This is a genomic window from Pseudomonas sp. (genome assembly GCF_048269965.1).
In the GTDB taxonomy this organism is placed as follows: domain Bacteria; phylum Pseudomonadota; class Gammaproteobacteria; order Pseudomonadales; family Pseudomonadaceae; genus Aquipseudomonas.
Window position 1 is genome coordinate 42666 of record NZ_JBLWTV010000023.1, and the last position, 23572, is coordinate 66237.

Below are 23572 nucleotides of genomic sequence, written 5' to 3' on the forward strand. Positions count from 1 at the left end.
GGAGTATGGCACGACGGTTCAGTTCCGGTCGTTATAGCCGTATTCGCAGTGAATGTTTTTCCCGTTTCACAGATGCAGGATCAGGGTTTTCAGGGGCGGTTTGGCGTCTTGCGAAGGGAAGTCCGGCGCAGGGACTATCACCTGGCAATCCTGCACCGGGCGGCCGAGCTTCTCGGCGCAGCGCAGCACCTGCGCGCGCCAGTCGTTCATCTCCACCTTCGCCAGGTTGTTGCTGCACACCAGGGTGCCGCCTTCGGCAGTGGCCAGGAGTGCGGGTTTGAGCAGGCTTTGATAGTCGCGCAGCAAATCGACGGTGCCAAAAGCGCTCTTGGCCCAGGCGGGCGGGTCGAGGAACACCAGGTCGAACTGGCGCGGCTGCAGGCGCGGATAGCTCGGCAGTTTTTGCCCGCGTCGACTGCTGATCGGCAGATCGGCCAACTGACGAATCGCCGGGAAATAGTCGGACTGGATGAACTGCATGGCGGGTAGCTCGGGATTGAGAGCGCCGTTCTCGCGGCCCACGGCGAGGTTGCCCTGGGCGAAGTCGAGGTTGCTTACCTCGCGTGCACCGCCCGCTGCGGCGCACAGACCGACGCCGCAGGTATAGGCGAACAGGTTGAGCACGGACTTGCCGACGCTGTTGGCCTTGATCCAGCCCCGGGCGTTGCGCAGGTCGAGAAACAGCAGCGGGTCCTGTCCGGCATGCCGACCGCGTACGCGGTAATTCAGCCCCCATTCGCGGCCGACCATATCCTCCAGTGCAGCATCGTCGGCCTGGAACAGGCTCGGATCGCGATCGATCCGCGAATTGCCCCTGGAGCGGTCGTTGTAGACCGGTAGCAACGGCTGTCCCAGATGGGTTTCGACGCTGCCGACGATGCTGTGCAGATCACTGGCTGCAAGCGGCTGATGAAAGCTCTGCACCAATAGCTGCGGGCCGTAGCGGTCGACGGTCAGGCCGGACGCGCCTTCCTGACTGCCGTGGAACAGTCGGTAGCAGTCGGTGCCTTGGGCATGCAGGTCTGCGAGCAGGTTTTCGCGAGCGGCGAGGGCGGCGCGCAGCGCCTGGTCAAGAGAAGGCATGCGCGGCGTCTCGGAGAAAGGAAGACCGGCAGTTTATCAAGAAAAGCCGCTGCTCGAGAGCGTGGCGCATGCTGGCGGCGAGTTGCACCCGCCCTACGAGATTGGCAGCAGACGACGGTGGGCGCGCTGTGCGGCGCTGTTGCGAATCGCCCAGCGCAGCAGCCCGGCTGTGCGTTGCACGCTGCTGCGAATCAGCGGACGGCGCCAGGGAGCCTGATGCTCGCCGAGCAGATCGCTGGCCCAGTCCGGCAGCAGCTCAACGCCGGCCTGCATCATCAGGTTGCCGAAGGGCTTGGCGAGCATGTTGGGCATCGGTGCGGCATACAGCAGTCGCACCACTTCGCGGGTGCGCTCGTCACACAGCAACTGCGCACGCATGCGCTCGAGGTAGTCGCCGATGGCCTGGCGCGACGTGGGCACGTCCTGTGCGCCGAGGCGCTCGGCGATCAACGCCACTTCGCGGTAGTAGCGATCCTGTTCGGCCATCGCTAGCTGCGGGTCGACATAGCGCAGGTAACCGGCGAGAAACTGGCTGACCTCGGAGACATGCACCCAGGTCAGCAGCTCGGGATCGCTGGCGGCATAGGGGCGGCCGTCCGGCGCGCTGCCGACCACCTGCAGATGGATGGTGCGCACCTTGTCGATCAGTCGCTCGGCATCGTGCAGGCCGCCGTAGGTGGTGCCGGCGATGAACAGGCTGGTGCGGCGCAGGCGGCCGAGCATGTCCTGGCGAAAGGTGGAGTGGTCCCACACGCCGGCCAGTGCCAGCGGGTGGAGCATCTGCAGGAGCAGGGCGGAGATGCCGCCGACCATCATTGCGGTAAAGTCGGCATGGACTTTCCAGACCATCGACTCGGGGCCGAACAGGCCGGCATCACCGCGCGGCTGGTCAAGATCGAGCACACCCAGCGAAGCGCCGGTGAGGCTGTGCACCTGTTTTTCGATCTGACGACGTAGGCTTTCCATGGCGCGCAGTTTCGGCGCTTGGCAGGCACAAGACAAGATGCGCCCGGCCCTTTCAGGCCGGGCGCGAGTCTCAGCGGTTGAGGCGCTGATCGATCAGGCTGTCGACCACGCTCGGGTCGGCCAGGGTCGAGGTGTCGCCCATGTTCTCCAGCTCGTTGCAGGCGATCTTGCGCAGGATGCGCCGCATGATCTTGCCCGAGCGGGTCTTGGGCAGGCCCGGCGCCCACTGGATCAGCTCCGGCTTGGCGAAACTGCCGATCTCCTTGCCGACCAGGCTCAGCAGATCCTTCTTCAGCTCGTCGGACGGCTCCTGGCCATTCATCAGGGTGACGTAGGCGTAGATGCCCTGGCCCTTCACGTCGTGCGGGTAGCCGACCACTGCCGCCTCGGCCACGGCATCGTGCAGTACCAGCGCACTTTCCACCTCGGCGGTGCCGATACGGTGACCCGAGACGTTGATCACGTCATCCACGCGGCCGGTGATCCAGTAGTAGCCGTCCTCGTCGCGGCGCGCGCCGTCACCCGTGAAGTAGTAGCCGGGGTAGGGCTTGAAGTAGGTGTCGATCATGCGCTGATGATCGCCGTAGACGCTGCGGATCTGGCTCGGCCAACTGGCCTTGATGGCCAGCACGCCGCTGCCGGGGCCGTCGATCTCCTTGCCCTGTTCGTCGAGCAGCACCGGCTGCACGCCGAAGAAGGGGCGGGTGGCCGAGCCCGGCTTGAGGTCGGTGGCGCCGGGCAGCGGGGTGATCAGGATGGAGCCGGTTTCGGTCTGCCACCAGGTGTCGACGATGGGGCAGCGGGTATCGCCCACCACATGGAAGTACCACTCCCAGGCTTCCGGGTTGATTGGCTCGCCCACCGTGCCGAGCAGGCGCAGGCTGCTGCGCGAGGTGCTCTTGACCGGCGCCTCGCCTTCGCGCATCAGCGCGCGCAGGGCCGTGGGGGCGGTATAGAAGATGTTGACCTGGTGCTTGTCGATCACCTGCCAGAAGCGCGAGGCGTCCGGGTAGTTGGGCACGCCTTCGAACATCAGCGTGGTGGCGGCGTTGGCCAGCGGACCGTAGACGATGTAACTGTGCCCGGTGACCCAGCCGACATCGGCGGTGCACCAGTAGATGTCGCCCTCGTGGTAGTCGAACACGTACTTGTGGGTCATCGCCGCGCCGAGCAGGTAGCCGCCGGTGGTGTGCAGCACGCCCTTGGGCTTGCCGGTGGAGCCTGAGGTGTAGAGGATGAACAGTGGGTCCTCGGCGTCCATCGGCTCGGCCGGGCAGTCCGCACTGGCTTCCTTGAGCGCCTGGTGGTACCAGAGGTCGCGACCTTCAACCCAGGCGACGTCACCCTGAGTGCGCTCGACCACCACCACGGTGGACACGTCCGGGCAGCTCTGCAGCGCCTTGTCGACGTTGTTCTTCAGCGGGATGTACTTGCCGCCGCGTACGCCTTCGTCGGCGGTGATCACCGCACGGCAGTCGGCATCGAGAATGCGGTCGCGCAGGGCGTCCGGGGAGAAACCGCCGAACACCACCGAATGCACGGCGCCTATGCGCGCGCAGGCGAGCATGGCGTAGGCCGCCTCGGGAATCATCGGCATGTAGATGCATACCCGGTCGCCTTTCTTCACGCCACGGCCCTTGAGCACGTTGGCCAGGCGACTGACGTTGTGGTGCAGCTTGTTGTAGGTGATGTGCGCCGACTCGGCCGGGTTATCGCCTTCCCAGATGATGGCGATCTGTTCGCCGCGCTGCTCCAGGTGACGGTCTATGCAGTTGTAGGCGACGTTGAGCTGGCCGCCCTTGAACCACTCGGCGTGGCCCTGTTTCAGGTCGCTGGCATGCACCTGATCCCAGGGTTTGAACCACTGAAGAAAGGCCTTGGCCTGCTCGGCCCAGAAGGTTTCGGGCTGCTCGACGGACTGCTGGTACAGGCGCAGATAGGCATCGTTATCCAGGTGTGCACGCTGGCGCACCGCGTCGGTCACGGGGTGACGGGTGATCTCGAACATGGCGGGGTCCTTGTAATTGTTTGTCCGCAACAGGCACAAGGGTGCACCCAGGCAGGTGCTTGGTTCAAGGGGCGATGTTCCAGGGAAGGGGAGAGTCGAGGCGACGAAAGCAGGGACGCAGCCCAGCGCTTGGCGCCGGGCTGCGACAATAGGTGGGATCAGCCGCGATGATGCTCGCGGAAATGGGCGATCAGACCCTGGGTCGAGGCATCCGATGCGTTACTGTCGAGCTGGCCCGTCAGGCGCTGATAGACCTCCTTGCCCATCTCCTTGCCCAGCTCCACGCCCCACTGGTCGAAGGCATTGATGCCCCAGATCGCGCTCTGCACGAATACCTTGTGCTCGTACAGCGCGACCAGCGCGCCCAGCTCGAACGGCGCGATGCGATTCATCACCAGGATGTTGCTCGGACGGTTGCCGGGGATCACCTTGTGTGGCGCCAGGCGCTGCACCTCGTCTTCGCTCAATCCCTTGGCGCGCAGTTCGGCTTCGGCCTCTGCGCGCGTCTTGCCCTGCATCAACGCCTGGGCCTGCGACAGGCAGTTGGCGAACAGCCACTGGTGATGGTCGGAGAGCGGGTTGTAGCTGTTGACCGGGACGATGAAGTCCGCCGGGACCAGCAGGCGGCCCTGATGCAGCAACTGGTGGTAGGCATGCTGGCCGTTGCAGCCGACGCCGCCCCAGATGATCGGCCCGGTGGCGATGTCCAGTGACGTGCCGTCCTGGCGCACGCTCTTGCCGTTGGACTCCATGTCCAGCTGCTGCAGGTGCTTGGTGAAGTTACGCAGGTAATGATCGTAGGGCAGGATCGCATGGCTCTGCGCGCCCCAGAAGTTGGTGTACCAGATGCCCAGCAGGGCCATCAGCACGGGCATGTTCTCGGCCAGCGGCGCCTGGGTGAAGTGCTGGTCCATGGCGTAGGCGCCGGCCAGCAGTTCCTTGAAGTTGGATACGCCGATGGCCAGGGCGATGGGCAGGCCGATGGCCGACCACAGCGAATAGCGCCCGCCGACCCAGTCCCACATGGGGAAGATGTTCTCTTCGCCGATACCGAATTCGATGGCGGCCTTGCGGTTGCTGGTCACCGCGATGAAGTGGCGGTGCAATTGCTCTTCCGGGCCGCCCATGGCCAGGTACCAGTCGCGCGCGGCCAGGGTGTTCTTGAGGGTTTCCAGGGTGCCAAAGGACTTGCTGGAAACGATGAACAGGGTGGTTTCCGGATCGAGGCGGGCGGTCAGCTCGCGGAATTCGCTGCCGTCGATATTGGCCAGATAATGGCAGCGCACACCGCGTTGGGTGAACGGACGCAGCGCTTCGGAAACCAGTTGCGGGCCGAGGAACGAGCCGCCAATGCCGATGTTGACCACTTCCTTGATCGGTTTTTCGCTGTAGCCGCGCCACAGCCCGCTGTGAATGCGACTGACCAGCTCGGTGACCTGATTCAGGACGCGATGGACCTCGGGGATGATGTCGTTGCCGTCGACCAGCAGGCGGCGGCCGATCGGGCTGCGCAGCGCCGTATGCAGCGCGGCGCGGCCTTCTGAAGCATTGACCTGCTCACCGTTGTACAGGTTGGCGATGGACTCCTGCAGGCCGGCCTGCTCGGCCAGTTGAATCAGCAGCTCGAGGCCGCGCTCATCGATCAGGTTTTTCGAGTAATCCAGCAGCAGTCCGCAACTGTCGAGAGAAAAACGCTGGTAGCGCCTTGTGTCCGCAGCGAAGGCCTCGCGCATGCTGAAACCGGCCATCTCGGCACGATGTTGCTGCAGGGCCTGCCAGGCGGGCAGGGTGGTGACGTCTTGAGGCTGCTGGTAATAGGCCATCGGAGCTCCTGATCCACAAAAGCAAAAGGCCCGGATCGATCCGGGCCTTCGAGAGTGTAACCGGCTGCCTTTGCAGGCAGCTACTGGCGTGGCAGTTCAACCACCAGATTGTCGATCAGGCGGGTGCTACCCAGCTGCGCGGCGGTCAGAATCACCAGGTGATGGTCGTCGAGCTGTGCCGGACGCAGATTCACCGCATTGCGGATTTCCAGGTAGTCGGGGATGAAACCAGCGGCGCGTTGCTGCGCCTGAGTGCCGTCGATAAGCCGTGCGTAGTCGCGAGCGCCACGGCGCAGTTCTTCGGCAATCGTTTGCAGGCCCCGATACAGCGCAGGGGCGGTGGCGCGTTGTGCGTCGCTGAGGTAACCGTTGCGCGAGGACAGGGCAAGGCCGTCCTCGGCGCGTTGAGTCGGCGCACCGATGATCTGGATCGGCATGTTCAGGTCCTGCACCATCGCGCGGATTACCGCCAGTTGCTGGTAGTCCTTCTCGCCGAACACGGCCAGATCAGGCTGGACCATGTTGAACAGCTTGGTCACCACCGTCGCGACGCCTTCGAAATGCCCCGGACGACTCGCGCCGCAGAGGCCTTCGGAAACGCCGGGAACGCTGACGCGGGTCTGGTCACCCATGCCGTGCGGGTAGATTTCCGCGACATCGGGGTGAAACAGCAGGTGGCAGCCGGCCGCCAGCAGTTTTTCCTGGTCGGCGGCGAGGGTACGCGGATAGGTGTCCAGATCTTCGCCGGCACCGAACTGCAGCGGATTGACGAAGATGCTGGCAACCACGAAGTCGGCGCGTTGGGCAGCGATTTCCACCAGCGACACGTGACCCGCGTGCAGATTGCCCATGGTCGGCACGAAGCCGATCTGCTTGCCCTCGGCCCGTGCCTGGGCGACGGCTGCGCGCAACTCGCGCAGGGTTTTTACCGTGTTCATGCGGAAAAGCCATGTTCGGCTGCAGGGAAACTGCCGTCCTTGACTGCCTGTACGTAAGCGCTGAAAGCACCCTGAATGCTGCTCTGGCCTTCCATGAAGTTGCGCACGAACTTCGGTGCGCGGCCCGATAGCGACAGCCCGAGCATGTCGTGCTGCACGAGGACCTGACCATCGGTGGCGCTGCCGGCGCCGATGCCGATCACCGGAATCTTCACTGCCTGGGTGATTTCCGCGGCCAGTTCGCTCGGCACGCATTCGAGCAACAGCATGGCAGCGCCGGCCTGCTCCAGAGCCATGGCATCGGCGCGCATCTGCCGTGCCTGCGCCTCCTGGCGGCCCTGAACCTTGTAGCCACCGAGAATGTTCACCGCCTGCGGGGTCAAGCCCAGATGCGCGCAGACCGGTACGCCACGTTCGGCCAGCAGACGGATCGGCTCGGCCAGCCAGCCGGCGCCTTCCAGTTTGACCATGTGCGCACCAGCCTGCATCAGCCTGGCGCTGTTGTGCAGGGCTTGCTCGGTGGTGGCGTACGCCATGAACGGCAGATCGGTGACGATCAATGCGCCTCGGTTGCCGCGTTTGACGCAGGCAGTGTGGTAGGTCATTTCCTCGACGCTGACCGGCAGGGTGCTGTCGTGGCCCTGCAGGACCATGCCCAGGGAGTCGCCGACCAGCAACACGTCGACACCCGCCTGGCAGGCTGCATCGGCGTAGGTGGCGTCATAGCAGGTCAGCATGGCGATCTTTTCACCGTTCTGCTTGAGGCTCTGCAGGGTGGTCAGGGTAACGTCAGGCATTTCAAAGGTCCTCGCTCAGGCTCGGTATACCGCTTCTATCCGGCTGCAATCCGGCCTGGATTGGCATCAAAGGTGCGTCCGGCGCAGGGCGACGGGACGCCTATAGTCCTGATGGGGGGGCGTGAAGTCAATTGCAGGTGTTACCGCTCTGTTACTGGCGTTACCGCCAATGCGCGGGATGTCGGGTTGCGCAAGGGATCGCCCTGTCGGGGGCGTTTGAGCGGCGAGCTTGTCGGAGCGCGGCTGAGGCCCCTGCCACAGAGGCCGGTTGGGCTACTCGGCCAGGCGTTCCAGGCCGGTAAAGGGGCAGTCTTGCAGCATTGCATCGAGGCGGCGGCCATCCGGCAGTTGCAGCTCAGCGGCCAGTTCGGCCAGCGGATAGAGCACGAAGGGGCGCGCCTGCATGTGGTAGTGCGGCACGGTCAGGCGCTCATCGTCGATCAGGCGCTCACCGAACAGCAGGATGTCCAGGTCCAATGTGCGCGGCCCCCAGCGCTCGGCCTTGCGCACGCGGCCCTGCTCCTGCTCGATGCGTTGCAGTGCATCGAGCAACTGCCAGGGCTGCAGCTCGGTATCCAGCGCCGCCACGGCGTTGACGTAACGCGGTTGATCCGCCGGGCCAAGTGGATCGCTGATGTAGAACGACGAATGCGCCTGCAACTGGCTGTGCGGCAACTGCGCGATGGCATGCAAGGCCGCGCGCAGCTGTTGCAGCGGTTCGGCCAGGTTGCTGCCGAGGCCGATGTAAACCCGCTCCATCATTCGCCGCCGCTTTCGCCGCCGCTTTCGCCGCCGCTTTCGTCGCTGCGCTTACGGCGATTGTTGCTGCTGCGGCGACGTTTGCGCGGCGCGTTGCCGGTGCTTTCGCCTTTGCCGGCGAGGTCGCGAATCATCTGCCGCCGCTCGCTGTCGTTGGCGTCCTGATAGTCCGTCCACCATTCGCCCAGGCCGCCGGTGTCTTCCCCGGCCAGTTCGCGCAGCAGGAGGAAGTCGTAGCCGGCGCGGAAACGCGGATTTTCCAGCAGCAGGTCGGCGCGTTTACCGCTGCGGCGCGGCAGGCGCTCCTGCATGTCCCAGATCTCGCGAATCGGGATGGTGAAGCGCTTGGGTACGGCAATGCGCCGGCACTGCTCGGCGATCAGTTCATGGGCGGCTTCCTGCATCGCCGGAATCGGCGGCATGCCCTTGTTCTGTAGTTGCAGTACGCGGGCCGGAAGCGCAGGCCACAGCAGCGCGGCGAAGAGAAAGGCTGGCGTGACCGACTTGCCATCGTGGATGCGGTCGTCGGTGTTGATCAGCGCCTGGCGAATCAGCTTCTCGGTGTACTGCGGATTCTGCTTGAGCGCCGCGCCGCTGGCCGGGAAGAGCTGGGCAAACAGATCGTGCTCGAGCAGCAGGTCGAAGGTGTACTCGGCGTAACCGGCGAGGAACAGCTTGAGCACTTCGTCGAACAGACGCGCCGAGGGAATGTCGCGCAGCATTGGCGCCAGACGGCGAATCGGCGCGGCGCTGTGCTTCTCGATCTCGAAGTCGAGCTTGGCAGCGAAACGCACCGCACGCAGCATGCGCACCGGGTCTTCCAGGTAACGCTGTTCCGGGTCACCGATCAGCCGCACCAGATGGTTGCGCACATCGTGCATGCCACGGGCGTAGTCGAGGATATGTTCCTGGGTCGGATCGTAGTACAGCGCATTGATGGTGAAGTCGCGGCGCTGGGCATCGTCTTCCAGCGTGCCATAGACGTTGTCACGCAGAATGCGGCCGCTCTCGTGGCGCGACGCCAGATTGCTGTTCTCTTCCTCGTCACCCTGGGGGTGATTGGCGCGGAAGGTGGCCACTTCGATGATCTCGCGACCAAAGTGAACGTGTACCAGCTTGAAGCGGCGGCCGATCACCCGTGCGTTACGGAATTCGGCGCGGACCTGCTCGGGCGTGGCACTGGTGGCCACGTCGAAATCCTTGGGGTCGATATCCAGCAGCAGGTCGCGTACGCAGCCGCCGACCAGATAGGCCTGGTAGCCGGCCTTCTGCAGGCGCTCGACCACGCTGATGGCATGACGGCTGATTTCGTTGCGCTTGAGCGGGTGTTGACGACTGCTCAGCACTTCGGGAGTGCTGCGTGGGCGTGGGGCACGGCGCAGAGGTGAGTGGAAAGATTTGAACAGCTTTTTCAGCATGGGATGCACTGTTTGGAGTAGTGGTCGGCCTGCTGCGCATGCGCTTGAAAATCAAAATGCGTGAGCATCACGGCGTTGAAAGCAGTTTGCTTCGGCAAGGTTTTTCAACTGCATGCGAAACGATGACCGCATGTTTGCAGCGGATTCTAGCATCGTGTAGGGAGAAGGTGTGTAGAAGGGCGGCAGGCGGGGAGTCGAGGAGCGGAAGCTACTGGGGGAGCCGAAGCTCCCCCCCAAGTTGGTGCGTGCTATGTTTTTATTGTTATTGAGGGCCTGTTGTTTTTGTTGTTCGGCCCTTCCCGGCTTGCCGTGGCTTACCGGGTGCTCCCCAGAGAGGGGAGCCAATAGCAAACGGATTTCTTTGGACGCTGATGCTGCCTTAATCAACCAGTTCCGGCGCTGCCTTGAGGCAGTTTTATTGTTCTCAGTCTGGTCGCTGGGGCGAACCCCTCGCGGCAACTCCTCTCCAAAAGAATCAGTTAGCTGCGCCTCCGTACCTTGTTGTTTTTGTTGTTCTGGAGTCGTTACGTCTTGTTCTTATTGTGTGGGGCATTGCTTGTTATTGTTGTTGTGCCAGAGATAAAGCAGATGCCGTGCCAGTTTTTGCGAATCCTTGTAAATCAAAGGCTTGCGGCAATCATGGGGGTTCGGTGGGGGAGAAAAAGGCCGGGTTTTCGTTACCGATAGACCCGGCCTTTGTTACGAGATATTGAAACGGTAACAACTTGTGGAACCCGTGCGCGGGCAGGTTGTCACCGCGGCGGTGCCGTCAAGGGCCGCTGGTCACGCCGGATTTGCGTCGCGGAATGCCCAGGCGCTGGCGGCGTTCCCACAGGCATTTGCGACTGATGCCCAGCTTGCGGGCCAGCTCGGTCTCGGTCATGTGATCCTGGTGCTCGAGCACGAAGTGCTGGAAGTAGTCCTCCAGTGACAGATCCTCGGTAGGTTCGTGGCTGTTGCCATTGCTCTGCCCGGCAGTCGTCGGCAGGCCGAAGTCCTCGTCATCCAGATCGTCGAGCTCGATGTCGATGCCCAGCAGGTCTGCGGAAATTTCCGCACCCTCGCAGAGAATCACCGCGCGCTCGATGGCGTTCTCCAGTTCACGCACGTTACCCGGCCAGGAATAGTGGCGGATCGCCTGCTCGGCGTCATGAGCGAAACGCAACGGCTCGCGGCCCATGCGGGTGTACTGGCGCACCAGGAAGGCCTGGGCGATTTCGATCACGTCGCTGCCTCGTTCACGCAAGGCTGGTAGCTTGAGTGCGATGACGTGCAGACGGTAATACAGGTCTTCACGGAACTGGCCGGTCTTGGCCAGCGTCTTCAGGTCGCGGTGAGTGGCGGCGATCAGGCGCACGTCGACCTTCTGCGACTGCACCGAACCGACCCGGCGGATTTCGCCTTCCTGCAGTACGCGCAGCAGGCGCGCCTGGGCTTCCAGCGGCAACTCGCCAATCTCGTCGAGGAACAGCGTACCGCCATCGGCCGCTTCGACCAGGCCGGCGCGTCCGGCACTGGCGCCGGTGAAGGCGCCTTTCTCGTGGCCGAACAGTTCTGATTCGATCAGGGTTTCCGGAATGGCGGCGCAGTTCACCGAAATCAGCGGGGCCTTGGCGCGCTTGGAAAGGTTGTGCAGGGCGCGCGCAACTAGCTCCTTGCCCGTGCCGGACTCACCTTGCACCAGCACATTGGAGTCGGTGGGGGCTACCTTGCGAATCTTGCTATAGAGCTCCTGCATGGCCGCGCAGGAACCGATGATGCCGATCTCGCCGTTGGCGTTGTCCACCACCTTTTCGGCATTGCCGCTGCGCGCGTTGCTGGCGGCAGTCGGTGCTGGTGCGCTCTTGGCTTCCTGGCGGTCGCGCAGGATGCGGGCGACGGCCTGCAGCATTTCATCGTGGTCGAAAGGCTTGGCGATGTAATCGACCGCGCCCATCTTCATCGAGTCCACCGCCGAGCGCAGGCTGGCGTAGCTGGTCATGATCAGCACCGGGGTGCCTTCGGCCAGTTTGATCAGTTCGGTGCCCGGCGCGCCGGGCAGGCGCAGGTCGCTGACGATCAGGTCGAAGGTGGGAATGCTGTAGCGTTCCTGGGCTTCCTGTACCGAGCCAGCTTCGCTGACCTGGTACTGATTGCGTTCGAGCAGGCGGCGCAAGGCAGAGCGGATAATGGTTTCGTCTTCGACGATAAGAATATGTGGCATCAATTCGGTCTCTCGACGGTCACGGAGGTGCCATTGGCAGCCTCTCTCGCTGTTTACATCGCTACGGACGTCGCCTCGACATGCCTTGGCAGGGTGACCCGAATTCGAGTGCCCAATTGGCGCTCGGGGTCAGCCGGGCTGTCGATTGTTATCTGTCCATAATGCTCTTCCACGATCGAATAGACCAGCGCGAGGCCCAGGCCGGTCCCCTCGCCGGGGTCCTTGGTGGTGAAGAAGGGTTCGAACAGGCGGTCGATGATCGCTTTGGGAATGCCGCTGCCTTCATCCTCGACGATCAGGTCGACGGTATGTTCGCTGGCTTCGCTGCGCACGCGGATGGCGCCGCCCGGTGGTGAGGCGTCGCGGGCGTTGGACAGCAGGTTGATCAGCACCTGAGCCAGGCGCTGCGGATCGCCGCAGGCCCAGTGCTGCGGATCGCAGAGGTTGTAGAACTGGATGTCGAAGTTGCGTTTGTTCAGCGACAGCAGGCCGATGGCGTCCTGCGCCACGTCGGCCAGGCACACCGGTTCGTCGCTGCGTTGGTGGCTGCCGGAGTGGGCGAAGCTCATCAGCGACTGGACGATGCGCGACACACGTTTGGTCTGTTCGAGGATCTGCCCGCTGATTTCGGTCAGTTCGGCGTCGGTCTCGCGTTCTTCGCGCATATTTTGCGCCAGGCAGGCGATACCGGTGATGGGGTTGCCGATCTCGTGGGCCACGCCAGCGGCCAGGCGGCCGATGCTGGCCAGGCGCTCGGAGTGCACCAGTTTGTCTTCGAGCATCTGGGTTTCGGTCTGGTCCTCGACCAGCAGCACCAGGCCGCTGTTACCGGGCGCCAGCGGTTCGTTGATGGCTGCCTTGTGCAGGTTGAGCCAGCGAATCTGGCCGTCGAGCGCCAGGTGCTGTTTATGCAGGTGCTGGTCCGGGCGTTCGATGAAGTCCTGCAGCAGGCTCTGCCAGGGTTCGCTCAGGGTGCTCAGGCGTGAGCCGACGATACGTTGCGCGGGAATATCGGTAAGCTCTTCCATGGCCCGGTTCCACATCAGGATTTCCTGGTCCTTGGCCAGCGAGCACACGCCCATTGGCAGCTCCTGCAGTGTCTGGCGGTGGTACCGGCGCAGGGCATCGAGCTCGGCGGCGAGGCCGGTGAGGCGCGACTGGTAGTCTTCCAGGCGGCTTTCGATGAAATGGATGTCCTCGGTGACATAGCCCTCGCTGCCGGATTTGTAGGGCAGGAAGGTTTCCACGATGTCCTGTGCCACGCTCGGCCCCATCAGGCCGGACAGGTTGGCCTCGATGCGGTCGCGCAGGCGGCGCAGGGCGTAGGGGCGGCTCTCGTCGAAGGGCAGATGCAGATCGCGCAGGGCCTGTTCGACTTCGCGTTGCGCGGTCTTGGCGCCAAGCGGCTTGGCCAGTTGCGCGGCAAAGTCCTGCGGCGACACGGCGACCAGCTCACGCCGTTGCGGGCGGCGCACGTTGTCCACTGCGCAGGCTTCGGCAGCGCTCTTTTCCTCGGGGCTGGCTTCGGTGAACAGCGACACCAGGGTGAACACCAGCACGTTGGCGGCGAGCGAGGCGATGGCTGCGAGGTGCCAGCTGGCGTCGTCGAGTACATAGATGACGTTGAACAGTGGCAGGTAGAAACCTTCCAGGTTGCCCAGCAGCGGCAGCAGCATGGTCAGCGCCCAGACGCTGATGCCGGCCAGCAGGCCGGCGATGAAGCCGCGGCGATTAGCCGTTTGCCAATACAACACCGAGAGCACGCCGGGCAGGAACTGCAGGGTGGCGACGAAGGCGACGATACCCAGATTGGCCAGGTCCTGCTGGGCGCCCAGCAGCAGGTAGAAGCCGTAGCCGGCCATGATGATGCAGGCGATCAGCGTGCGGCGGGTCCACTTCAGCCAGCGGTAGATATTGCCTTCGGCCGGTGGCTGATACAGCGGTAGCACCAGGTGGTTCAGCGCCATGCCCGACAGTGCCAGGGTGGAAACGATGATCAGCCCACTGGAGGCCGACAGCCCGCCGACATAGGCGAGCAATGCCAGGGTCTCGCTGTTGACCGCGATGCCCAGGCCCAGGGTGAAGTATTCGGGGTTGGTGGTCGCCCCGAGCTTGAGGCCGGCCCAGAGGATCAGCGGCACGGCCAGGCTCATCAGCAAAAGGAGCAGCGGCAGGCCCCAGCTGGCACTGACCATTGCGCGCGGGTTGAGGTTCTCGGTGAAGGTCATGTGATACATGTGCGGCATGACGATGGCCGAGGCGAAGAACACCAACAGCAGGGTGCGCCACGGGCCTTCCTGCAGCGGCGTGTGCAGCGTGGCCAGTGCCGCCTGGTTCTGTACCAGCCACAATTCCAGCTCACGCGGGCCACCGAACACCTGGTACAGCGCGTACCAGCCGATCACGCCCAGGGCGACCAGCTTGACCAGCGACTCGAAGGCGATGGCGAATACCAGGCCCTCGTGTTTCTCGCGCGTGGCGATATGGCGCGCACCGAACAGGATGGTGAAGAGGATGATCAGGCCGCAGTAGCTCAGCGCGACCTTTTCCTGCAGCGGCTCGCGGCTGAGGATGCCGATGGAGTCGGCCACCGCCTGGATCTGCAGAGCCAGCAGTGGCAGCACACCGATCAGCATGAATAGCGTGGTCAGGGCGCCGGCCCAGGTGCTGCGAAAGCGGAAGGCGAACAGGTCGGCCAGCGATGACAACTGGTAGGTGCGGGTGATGCGCAGGATCGGGTAGAGCAGCACCGGCGCCAGCAGGAAGGCCCCGGAGACGCCGAGGTAACTGGCGAGGAAGCCGTAGCCGTACTGGTAGGCCAGGCCCACCGTGCCGTAGAAGGCCCAGGCGCTGGCGTAGACGCCCAGCGACAGGGTGTAGGTCAGCGGGTGGCGGATGATCCAGCGGGGGATAAGACCGTGTTCACTGACCCAGGCGACGCCGAACAGCACCAGCAGATAGCCGGCGCTGATCAGGATCAGTTCGCTCAGGCTAAAGCTCGTCAGCATCGCGTTGGCTCTGAAGAATGAAAGTAACGACGATCAGGATCAGCCACAGCAGATAAGGCCGGTACCACGCGCCATTGGGGTCGATCCACCAGTCCATGATGGCCGGGGAGAACAGGTAGATCCCCACTACCAGGATCAGAACCAGTCGGTAGATATACATGTGACATCTCGTCGAAAGATGCCGCGATGGTAAAGGAAGCCGCGCGCTTCAAGCCACAAACTTGAAACCGGGAGATGCAGGGTGCGCCGTGCGCACCGAGGCCGTGCCAGGTTCTCTGGGGAGACACTGGTGCGCATGGCGCACCCTGCGGCACGTCGCGCAGCCTCTCTCGAGTCGTCTTGCGATGCCTCTCGTAGGGTGCGCTGCGCGCACCGGCTCTTTGCAGCGCAGTGCCCGAATGAATCGCGACACCATTGATATCGCTCGGTGCGCATGGCGCACCCTACCCTGTGGACTGGCGGCTTAGCGCAATTGCGCCTCGGCCAGGGTGCGGCTGCGTGGAATGCGCGTGGCGTCCCAGTTGGCGATGCCCCAGGCCAGCAGCTCGCCGGGGCTGGCACCTCGCAGCTCGGCCGTGGGTTGCTGGCCCAGCGCCCGCAGGGCGCGCTGTAGCAGATGACTGGCCTGAGCGGCCGGCAAGGGCGGGGAGCGATAACTCTTGCCCAGCTTGTGCCCGTCCGGCTGGATGATCAGCGGCACGTGCAGGTAACGCGGTTGCTGCAGCCCGAGCAACTCCTGCAGATAGAGCTGGCGCGGGGTCGAGTCGAGCAGGTCGGCGCCGCGCACCACGTCGGTAACACCCTGCCAGGCATCGTCCAGTACCACCGCGAGCTGATAGGCGAACAGGCCGTCGCGGCGGCGAATCACGAAGTCGCCGACTTCGCGGCCCAGGTGCTGGCGAAACTCACCCTGCACACGGTCGATGAAGTGGTAGTCCAGCTCCGGTACGCGCAGGCGAATTGCAGCGTCATTATCAGGATGGCAGGCGTTACGGCAGAACCCCGGATAGATGCCGGCGTAGCCTTCCAGTTGCTTGCGCGAGCAGGTGCAGGCATAGGCCAGGCCCTGACTGAACAGGCGGGCGATTACCGCTGCGTATTCGCCATGCCGCTCGCTCTGGCGTACCAGCTTGCCGTCCCACTCGAAACCGTAGGTCTCCAGCGTGCGCTGGATGGCGTCCTGTGCACCCGGTATTTCCCGTGGCGGGTCGAGGTCCTCCATGCGCAGCAGCCAGCGGCCGCCGACGGCACGGGCATCGAGGTAGGAGGCGAGGGCGGCGACCAGCGAACCGAAGTGCAGGTAGCCGCTGGGCGTGGGGGCGAAGCGCCCGATATAGACAGTGTTCATGGAGCCAAGGCCAGAAACAGAGCGGGGCGCCTAAGCGCCCCGTCGTCAGATCAGGAACCGATCTGCTTTTCCTTGATTTCCGCCAGCGTCTTGCAGTCGATGCACAGAGTCGCAGTCGGGCGGGCTTCGAGGCGGCGAATGCCGATTTCGACGCCACAGGAGTCGCACCAGCCGTAATCGTTGTCTTCGATCAGCTGCAGCGTCTCGTCGATCTTCTTGATCAGCTTGCGCTCGCGGTCACGGGCGCGCAGTTCCAGGCTGAATTCTTCTTCCTGGCTGGCGCGGTCGGCCGGGTCCGGGAAGTTGGCCGCTTCGTCCTGCATGTGGTGCACGGTACGGTCGACTTCCTGCATCAGCTCCAGCTTCCACTTGTTGAGGATGCTGGTGAAGTGAGCGCGCATCGGCTCGCTCATGTATTCCTCGCCCTTCTTCTCTTGATAGGGCTCGAAACCACGAATCAGCTGGCTGGTGCTTTTGGCTTTTTCTTTTGTGGGCATGGATGACGCCTCTCACTCTTTCTAATCCATCGCGCAGGTTATTCCATTGCCAGGCGTTTGTCCGGCCCTGCGACTGCAAGCCGGCGAACTTACCAGATCGAATCGGGGCGCGCTACTCCCGGTTGTCTCTGCCCTGTCCGGGGTGTGAACGAAATCTGCATGGGACTGGCCAGTAAGCGTAGCGGCGCTTTGACGCCCTTGCCGCGGGCTGAAGCTGCCCTGCTAGAATCCGCGCCTCGCAACTCTGAAGGCAGACCCATGGCTCAGCTCTACAGTGCGCGCAGTCGCGCCATCGAACCCTTCCATGTGATGGCCTTGCTGGCGCGCGCCAACGAATTGCAGGCGGCGGGTCACGATGTGATCCACCTGGAGATCGGCGAGCCGGACTTCACCACCGCCGAGCCGATCATCCGTGCTGGCCAGGCCGCGCTGGCTGCCGGGCATACCCGTTACACCGCTGCTCGCGGCCTGCCGCAGCTACGCGAAGCCATCGCCGGCTTCTACGCCGAACGTTACCGGTTGAATGTCGACCCGCAGCGCATTCTGGTGACGCCCGGCGGCTCTGGTGCGTTGCTGCTGGCCGCCAGCCTGCTGGTCGATCCTGGCAAGCACTGGTTACTGGCCGACCCCGGCTACCCGTGCAATCGCCACTTCCTGCGCCTGGTCGAGGGCGCCGCGCAGCTGGTGCCGGTCGGCCCGGACGTGCGCTACCAGCTCACCCCGCAGCTGGTGGAGCGGCATTGGGACTCGGGCAGCGTCGGTGCGCTGGTTGCGTCACCGGCCAACCCGACCGGCACCTTGCTGCACAAGAACGAGCTGGCGGCCTTGTCGACCTGTCTCAAGCAGCGTGGCGGCCATCTGGTAGTGGATGAGATCTACCACGGCCTGACCTACGGCTGTGATGCACCGAGTGTGCTGGAAGTGGATGACGACGCCTTCGTACTCAACAGTTTCTCCAAATATTTCGGCATGACCGGCTGGCGTCTGGGCTGGCTGGTGGCGCCCGAGGCGGCCGTGCCGGAGCTGGAAAAACTGGCGCAGAACCTCTACATCAGCGCGCCGAGCATGGCGCAGCATGCCGCACTGGCCTGCTTCGAGCCGGCCACGCTGGCGATCCTCGAAGCGCGTCGTCACGAATTCCAGCGCCGCCGCGACTACCTGCTGCCGGCGTTGCGTGAGCTGGGCTTCGGTATCGCCGTGGAGCCGGAAGGGGCCTTCTATCTATATGCAGACATCAGCGCCTTCGGCGGCGACGCCTTCGCCTTCTGCCGCCACTTCATTGAAACCGAGCACGTGGCCTTCACCCCGGGCCTGGACTTCGGCCGCTACCAGGCCGGGCACCATGTGCGCTTCGCCTACACGCAGAACGTCGAACGCCTGCAACAGGCGGTCGAGCGTATCGCTCGCGGCCTGAAGAGCTGGAAGCCCGATGCGCTTTGACCCGCCGCTGGAAGAAGGGCGCCTGCTGCGTCGCTACAAGCGCTTTCTCGCCGATATAGAGACCGCCAGCGGCGAGCAGATGACCATCCACTGCGCCAACACCGGCTCGATGCTCAATTGCATGAGCGAAGGTTGCAGGGTGTGGTTCAGCCGCAGCAATGATCCCAAGCGCAAGCTGCCGGGCAGTTGGGAAATCAGCGAAACGCCGCAGGGGCGACTGGCCTGCATCAACACAGCGCGAGCCAATGCGCTGGTGGAAGAGGCGCTGCGTGCCGGGCTGATCAAGGAGCTGGCCGGCTTCACCGCGCTCAAGCGCGAGGTGCCTTACGGGGTGGAGAACAGCCGCGCCGACTTCCGTCTGGATTACCCGGATGGTCAGGTCTACGTCGAGGTCAAGAGTGTCACCCTGGGTTTCGATGGCAGCGACGTGGCGGCCTTTCCCGATGCGGTCACGCAGCGCGGCGCCAAGCATCTGCGCGAGCTGGCTGCGCTGGCGCGTGCCGGTGTACGGACCGTGCAACTGTATTGCGTGAACCTCTCGGGCATCCGCGCCGTGCGGGCCGCCGAGGAAATCGACCCGACCTACGCCGCCGGTTTGCGTGAAGCCAAGGCTGCGGGTGTTGAGGTGCTGGCTTACGGCGCCGAGCTTAGCCCCGAAGGGATCGCCCTGGTTCGCCGGCTGGAGGTATTGGGGTAGGGTGCGCCGCGCGCACCGGCTTCTGCTTCGGTGGTGCAGTGCGCACGATCTGGCCGGCCCTGCGACTCCCTACGGCGCGATCCAGATCCCGATCGCATCTTCCCTGCACCTCAGTCTCTGCAGCGCCTGCCCCTCGCAGGGACCTGCCACGCATTCACCGTTCTCGATCAGAAACAGTGCGCCATGGGTCGCGCAGCGGATCAGGCTGCCGCTGTCATCGAGAAAATCGTCCTTCTGCCATTCCAGGGCAATGCCACGATGCGGGCAACGGTTGAGGTAGGCATGCACCTGGCCGTCCCTGCGCACGGCAAGCAGATTCAGCTGGTCGATCTCAAAGCCCCGACTCCGGCCTTCGGTCAGTTCGTGTGGGGCGCACAAGCGAATCATTGTGGTTTCCCGTTAGCGTGGAAGTCGCCTGGTGACGACCTCTGATGATCTTCTTCCTGAGGGAGAAGGTGGCGCGCAGCGCCGCAAGAGGAGCGGATTATCTCGCAACAGGAAAGCGCGCGCATCCATGCTCAGGCACGACTCCTCGCCATCAGCATCTGCAGCAAATCGTTCAGCAGATCCGTCAGGGGAATGGCATTCGCCAGCTGAGCTGAACTCCAGCATCGGCTGCGGCGCAATGATCGGCGCGGCAGATTACTGCACTATATAAGTGATTATCATGTAGATTATCGCTCTGTTTTTATGGCGCTGCCGTCAGTGCCGCTAAAGAGACTGGCAATCGCCCGCGAGAAAGGACTGTTCCCATGAGTACCGCTCCAACTGCTGCCTCTCAGGCGGTCAATCTTTACCAGGCTTGGCAAACGTTGCGCCTGGAACAACCACGCCTGCGTGCCCGCGAGGCGGCAGCGCAACTGGGCGTTAGCGAGGCCGAGCTGAGCGCAAGCCGTCTGGGTGTCGACACGCAGCGGCTGCGTCCGGACTGGGCCGAGTTGCTGCCGGCTTTTGCTCAGCTGGGGCATGTGATGGTGCTGACTCGCAACGAGCACTGCGTCCATGAACGCAAGGGGCTGTATCGCGAGGTGAGTGTTTCCGCATCCGGGCAAATGGGCCTGGTGGTGTCTGCCGATATCGACCTGCGTCTCTTTCTGGGTGGCTGGGCCAGCGTATTCGCCGTTGCCGAGGAAACCGCCAAGGGCACCCAGCGCAGCATCCAGGTGTTCGACCAGCAGGGCGTTGCCGTGCACAAGGTCTACCTGACCGAGCGCAGTGAGCTGAGCGCCTGGCAGCCGCTGATCGAGCGCTTCGCTGGCGAGCAGAGCGCCGAATTGCAGTTGCTGCCGCCGCCTGCTGCGCCGCTGCACAAGGTCGACACCGATATCGACAGTCAGGCGTTGCGTGAGGGCTGGGCGACGCTGCAGGACACCCACCATTTCTTCGCCCTTTTGAAGAAGCATGAGGTGGCCCGTACCCAGGCGCTGCGCCTGGCTGGCGAGCAATGGGCGCAGCCGTTGGCAACCTCTGCGTTGCCGGTGTTGATGGAGCAGGCGGCTGCCCGTGAAGTGCCGATCATGGTGTTCGTCGGCAACCGCCACTGCATCCAGATTCACACTGGTCCGGTGCACAACCTGCGCTGGATGGACAGCTGGTTCAACGTGCTCGATCCCGACTTCAACCTGCACCTGCAGACGCGCGGCGTGGTCGAGTTGTGGCGCGTGCGCAAACCCAGCATCGACGGCGTGATCACCAGCCTGGAGGCCTTCGACACCGACGGCGAGCTGGTGATCCAGCTGTTCGGTGCGCGCAAGCCGGGCATGGCCGAGCGTGACGACTGGCGCGAGCTGGCCGAATCACTGCCTGTGCAGGCCTGAGCAGAATGTGCCGGTCTCCCGCAGAGACCGGTCGATGTCACGTTCGAGGAGTCGAGATCATGCGTCTTGCCAATATCCTGGGCGGCCTGGCGGCCGTCCTGCTGTTTCCCAATATGCTGCTGGCAGCCGATCCGCTGCCGCAGCGCTGGGTGAGTTCCGGTGGCGCGCTGAGCGAGTGGGTGGTGCTGCTCGGCGGGGAGAGCAAGCTGGTGGGCGTCGATACCACCAGTCGTCATCCTGCCTCGCTGACCAGGCTGCCCAGCGTCGGTTATCAGCGGCAACTGGCGGCCGAGGGCATTCTGGCCCTGCGCCCGGACCTGCTGCTGGGCAGTGAAGAAATGGGCCCGCCGCCGGTGCTCGCGCAACTGACGGCGGCGGGTGTGCGTATCGAGCGCCTGACTGCGCGGGCCGAGCTGGACAGCTTGCAGAGCAATCTGCAGCGGCTGGGCCAGTTGCTCGGTGATGAGGCGGGAGCGCAGCGCGCCTTTACCGATTACCAGGAGCGCCTGCAAACCCAGCAGCAATGGGTCGAGCAGGCGCAGCGCAGTCAGGACGCGCCCGGCGTGTTGCTGTTGCTCGGGCATGCCGGTGGCAGCCCGCTGGTTGGCGGTGTCGACACCGCTGCCGACTGGCTGATCCGTCGTGCCGGCGGACGCAATCTGGCCAGTCACAATGGTTACAAGGCGTTGTCCAGCGAAGCGCTGCTGGCGCTCGACCCGCAGGTCGTGGTGGTGGCTGATCGCGCATTGCAGGGGGACGCGGCCAGGCAGGCCCTGCTGCAGCACAACCCTGCCTTGGCCGGTACGCGCGCGGCGCGCGAGGGACGTTTGCTGGCGCTGGACCCGACCCTGCTGGTCGGCGGTCTTGGGCCGCGCGTGCCGGATGGGCTGGCGATGCTCGCCGCAGGCTTTTATCCTGCCAGCCAACCCCTGACTGCCGAAGCCAAGCGCGAGCCATGACCTCACCTTTTTCGACGCGCCCATTGTTCATCACACTGGGCCTGTTGCTCGTGCTCGTGCTGTGGCTCTCGCTGGCGCTCGGGCCGGTCAGCCTGCCATTGGGCGATACCATGCGTGCTGCGTTGCGTTTGCTGGGCCTGCCTCTCGCGGCGGACGCATCGGTACAGCAAGCGGAATTGATCCTGTCGCAGATCCGCATGCCGCGTACCTTGCTTGGGCTGGCCGTAGGCATGGTGCTGGCGCTCTGTGGCGTGGCGATGCAGGGGTTGTTTCGCAATCCACTGGCCGACCCCGGTCTGGTCGGTGTCTCCAGCGGCGCCGCGCTGGGCGCTGCGGTGGCCATTGTCGGCGGCGCCGCGTTCGGCGGCTTGCCGGAAGCCTTCGCACCCTATTTGTTGTCGGCCTGTGCCTTCGTCGGTGGCTTGCTGGTGACGGCGCTGGTCTACCGTCTGGGCCGGCGTGACGGGCAGACCAATGTGGCAACCATGCTCCTGGCAGGCATCGCATTGACCGCGCTGGCAGGTGCTGCCATTGGTCTGTTCACCTACCTGGCGGACGATGCGACCCTGCGCACCCTGACCTTCTGGAACCTGGGCAGCCTCAATGGCGCCAGTTACGCACGGCTCTGGCCGTTGTTGCTGGCCACGCTGGCCGTTGCGCTGTGGTTGCCGCGACGGGCGCGTGCGTTGAATGCCTTGCTGCTGGGCGAGTCGGAGGCGCGCCACCTTGGTTTCGATGTGGAGCGCCTCAAGCGCGAGCTGGTCTTCTGCACCGCCCTGGGCGTGGGCGCGGCGGTGGCTGCCGCCGGCCTGATCGGCTTCATTGGCCTGGTAGTACCGCACCTGATGCGTTTGCTGGTGGGGCCTGACCATCGCTTGCTGCTCCCTGCATCCGCACTGGCTGGCGCGAGCCTGCTGCTGCTGGCCGATCTTGTCGCGCGCCTGGCGCTGGCCCCTGCGGAGTTGCCGATCGGCATTGTCACGGCGCTGATTGGTGCGCCGTTCTTTCTTTATCTGCTGGTGCGGGGGCGAAGCTGATGCTGCGGGTTGAACAGCTGGAAGTCCGCCGCGGCCAGGGCGTGGTGCTCAGTGGCATCGATCTGCAGTTGCACCCCGGCGAAGTGCTGGGTGTGCTGGGGCCCAACGGTGCGGGCAAGAGCACCTTGCTGGCGGCGATGACCGGCGAGCTGTCGGCCAGCGCCGGGCAGGTGACGCTGGATCAGCGCGCGCTCGATGACTGGGCCGGGCCGGAGCGGGCCAGGCGTCTGGCCGTGTTGCCGCAGACTTCCAGTCTGAATTTCGCCTTTCGTGTCGAGGAAGTGGTCGCCATGGGCCGCCTGCCGCATGACAGCGGGCGCGTGCGCGACGCGCAGATCGTGCAGCAGGCGTTGCTGGCAGCCGATGCTGTTCACCTGGCGGGGCGCAGCTATCTTGCCCTGTCTGGTGGCGAGCGTCAGCGCGTGCACCTGGCGCGGGTGCTGGCGCAGCTGTGGCCGGGTGGCCAAGGGCAGACCCTGCTGCTCGATGAGCCGACCTCGATGCTCGATCCGCTGCATCAGCACACCTGCCTGCAGGCGGTTCGCCGTCTGGCCGAGTCCGGCGCGGCGGTACTGGTGATCCTCCATGATCTCAATCTGGCCGCGCGTTACTGTGACCGCCTGTTGCTGCTGGAACAGGGCCGGGCGCATGCGCTGGGTACCCCTGCCGAAGTATTGCGGGCCGAGCCCCTGCAGGCCGTGTTCGGTCTGGAAGTGCTGGTGCAGACTCATCCCGAACGCGGCCACCCGCTGATCGTCGCGCGCTGAATCTTGG

General features: G+C 64.3%; 21 protein-coding genes. 7 read left to right on the forward strand and 14 right to left on the reverse strand.

Annotation, left to right across the window (positions count from 1 at the left end; all coding sequences use genetic code 11):
• Nucleotides 1–66: 66 nt before the first annotated feature.
• The 13 genes from ACN0X6_RS21175 to dksA form a co-directional block, all read right to left on the reverse strand.
• Complete coding sequence (locus ACN0X6_RS21175; RefSeq protein ID WP_417707002.1) at nt 67–1083, reverse strand: class I SAM-dependent rRNA methyltransferase; 1017 nt, start codon at nt 1081–1083, stop codon at nt 67–69.
• A gap of 93 nt (nt 1084–1176) precedes the next feature.
• Nucleotides 1177–2049 carry an oxygenase MpaB family protein gene (locus tag ACN0X6_RS21180; protein ID WP_417707003.1) on the reverse strand — a complete coding sequence of 291 codons (873 nt, stop codon included), beginning with the start codon at nt 2047–2049 and terminating at the stop codon, nt 1177–1179.
• 70 nt (nt 2050–2119) lie between these two features.
• Nucleotides 2120–4057 carry an acetate--CoA ligase gene (gene acs, locus ACN0X6_RS21185; protein ID WP_417707004.1) on the reverse strand — a complete coding sequence of 646 codons (1938 nt, stop codon included), beginning with the start codon at nt 4055–4057 and terminating at the stop codon, nt 2120–2122.
• A gap of 158 nt (nt 4058–4215) precedes the next feature.
• Nucleotides 4216–5880, reverse strand: a complete 1665-nt coding sequence (gene pgi, locus ACN0X6_RS21190; RefSeq protein ID WP_417707006.1) for a glucose-6-phosphate isomerase — start codon at nt 5878–5880, stop codon at nt 4216–4218.
• Nucleotides 5881–5960: 80 nt separating this feature from the next.
• The gene (gene panC / locus ACN0X6_RS21195; RefSeq protein WP_417707008.1) at nt 5961–6818 is read right to left on the reverse strand and encodes a pantoate--beta-alanine ligase; all 858 of its coding nucleotides are present in this window, start codon (nt 6816–6818) and stop codon (nt 5961–5963) included.
• Nucleotides 6815–7615, reverse strand: coding sequence for a 3-methyl-2-oxobutanoate hydroxymethyltransferase (panB, locus tag ACN0X6_RS21200; protein WP_417707009.1), 801 nt, complete (start codon nt 7613–7615; stop codon nt 6815–6817). The genes panC and panB overlap by 4 nt, the downstream gene beginning before the upstream one ends.
• Nucleotides 7616–7888: 273 nt before the next feature.
• Nucleotides 7889–8377 (reverse strand): 2-amino-4-hydroxy-6-hydroxymethyldihydropteridine diphosphokinase, encoded by a 489-nt coding sequence (gene folK / locus ACN0X6_RS21205; protein ID WP_417707011.1) that lies wholly within the window; start codon nt 8375–8377, stop codon nt 7889–7891.
• On the reverse strand, nt 8374–9792 hold the full coding sequence (locus tag ACN0X6_RS21210) for a polynucleotide adenylyltransferase PcnB (RefSeq protein WP_417707013.1): 1419 nt from the start codon (nt 9790–9792) through the stop codon (nt 8374–8376). Before ACN0X6_RS21210 ends, folK begins: the two co-directional genes overlap by 4 nt.
• Before the next feature lie 769 nt (nt 9793–10561).
• A complete protein-coding gene (locus ACN0X6_RS21215) occupies nt 10562–11995 on the reverse strand; it encodes a sigma-54-dependent transcriptional regulator (protein WP_417707015.1) in 1434 nt (477 codons plus the stop codon).
• A 53-nt stretch (nt 11996–12048) separates the two neighbouring features.
• Complete coding sequence (locus ACN0X6_RS21220) at nt 12049–15003, reverse strand: sensor histidine kinase (protein WP_417707017.1); 2955 nt, start codon at nt 15001–15003, stop codon at nt 12049–12051.
• Nucleotides 14987–15163 (reverse strand): hypothetical protein, encoded by a 177-nt coding sequence (locus ACN0X6_RS21225; RefSeq protein ID WP_003244646.1) that lies wholly within the window; start codon nt 15161–15163, stop codon nt 14987–14989. Before ACN0X6_RS21225 ends, ACN0X6_RS21220 begins: the two co-directional genes overlap by 17 nt.
• A 303-nt stretch (nt 15164–15466) precedes the next feature.
• Nucleotides 15467–16351: a tRNA glutamyl-Q(34) synthetase GluQRS gene (gene gluQRS, locus ACN0X6_RS21230; RefSeq protein ID WP_417707019.1), complete on the reverse strand. Its 885-nt coding sequence runs from the start codon at nt 16349–16351 to the stop codon at nt 15467–15469.
• 50 nt (nt 16352–16401) lie between these two features.
• Entirely contained in the window at nt 16402–16848 is a 447-nt protein-coding gene (gene dksA / locus ACN0X6_RS21235) for an RNA polymerase-binding protein DksA (protein WP_017675309.1), read from the reverse strand.
• 258 nt (nt 16849–17106) lie between these two features.
• On the opposite strand from dksA, the gene ACN0X6_RS21240 reads away from it, so the two are divergent.
• Together ACN0X6_RS21240 and sfsA are read left to right on the forward strand one after the other, a co-directional pair.
• A complete protein-coding gene (locus ACN0X6_RS21240; RefSeq protein ID WP_417707021.1) occupies nt 17107–18288 on the forward strand; it encodes a pyridoxal phosphate-dependent aminotransferase in 1182 nt (393 codons plus the stop codon).
• Complete coding sequence (sfsA, locus tag ACN0X6_RS21245) at nt 18278–18985, forward strand: DNA/RNA nuclease SfsA (protein WP_417707023.1); 708 nt, start codon at nt 18278–18280, stop codon at nt 18983–18985. Before ACN0X6_RS21240 ends, sfsA begins: the two co-directional genes overlap by 11 nt.
• Before the next feature lie 69 nt (nt 18986–19054).
• Here sfsA and ACN0X6_RS21250 read toward each other — a convergent pair whose 3' ends face one another.
• The gene (locus tag ACN0X6_RS21250; protein ID WP_417707025.1) at nt 19055–19372 is read right to left on the reverse strand and encodes a Rieske (2Fe-2S) protein; all 318 of its coding nucleotides are present in this window, start codon (nt 19370–19372) and stop codon (nt 19055–19057) included.
• A gap of 44 nt (nt 19373–19416) precedes the next feature.
• On the opposite strand from ACN0X6_RS21250, the gene ACN0X6_RS21255 reads away from it, so the two are divergent.
• The 5 genes from ACN0X6_RS21255 to ACN0X6_RS21275 all read left to right on the forward strand — a co-directional run bounded on the left by ACN0X6_RS21255 (nt 19417) and on the right by ACN0X6_RS21275 (nt 23565).
• Nucleotides 19417–19587 carry a hypothetical protein gene (locus tag ACN0X6_RS21255; protein ID WP_417707026.1) on the forward strand — a complete coding sequence of 57 codons (171 nt, stop codon included), beginning with the start codon at nt 19417–19419 and terminating at the stop codon, nt 19585–19587.
• Between the two features lie 150 nt (nt 19588–19737).
• Nucleotides 19738–20802, forward strand: coding sequence for a hemin-degrading factor (locus ACN0X6_RS21260; protein WP_417707028.1), 1065 nt, complete (start codon nt 19738–19740; stop codon nt 20800–20802).
• Nucleotides 20803–20861: 59 nt separating this feature from the next.
• Complete coding sequence (locus ACN0X6_RS21265) at nt 20862–21761, forward strand: heme/hemin ABC transporter substrate-binding protein (protein WP_417707030.1); 900 nt, start codon at nt 20862–20864, stop codon at nt 21759–21761.
• A gap of 50 nt (nt 21762–21811) precedes the next feature.
• Nucleotides 21812–22798: a FecCD family ABC transporter permease gene (locus tag ACN0X6_RS21270; protein WP_417707058.1), complete on the forward strand. Its 987-nt coding sequence runs from the start codon at nt 21812–21814 to the stop codon at nt 22796–22798.
• Entirely contained in the window at nt 22798–23565 is a 768-nt protein-coding gene (locus ACN0X6_RS21275; protein WP_417707032.1) for a heme ABC transporter ATP-binding protein, read from the forward strand. Before ACN0X6_RS21270 ends, ACN0X6_RS21275 begins: the two co-directional genes overlap by 1 nt.
• The last annotated feature ends 7 nt before the right edge of the window (nt 23566–23572 follow it).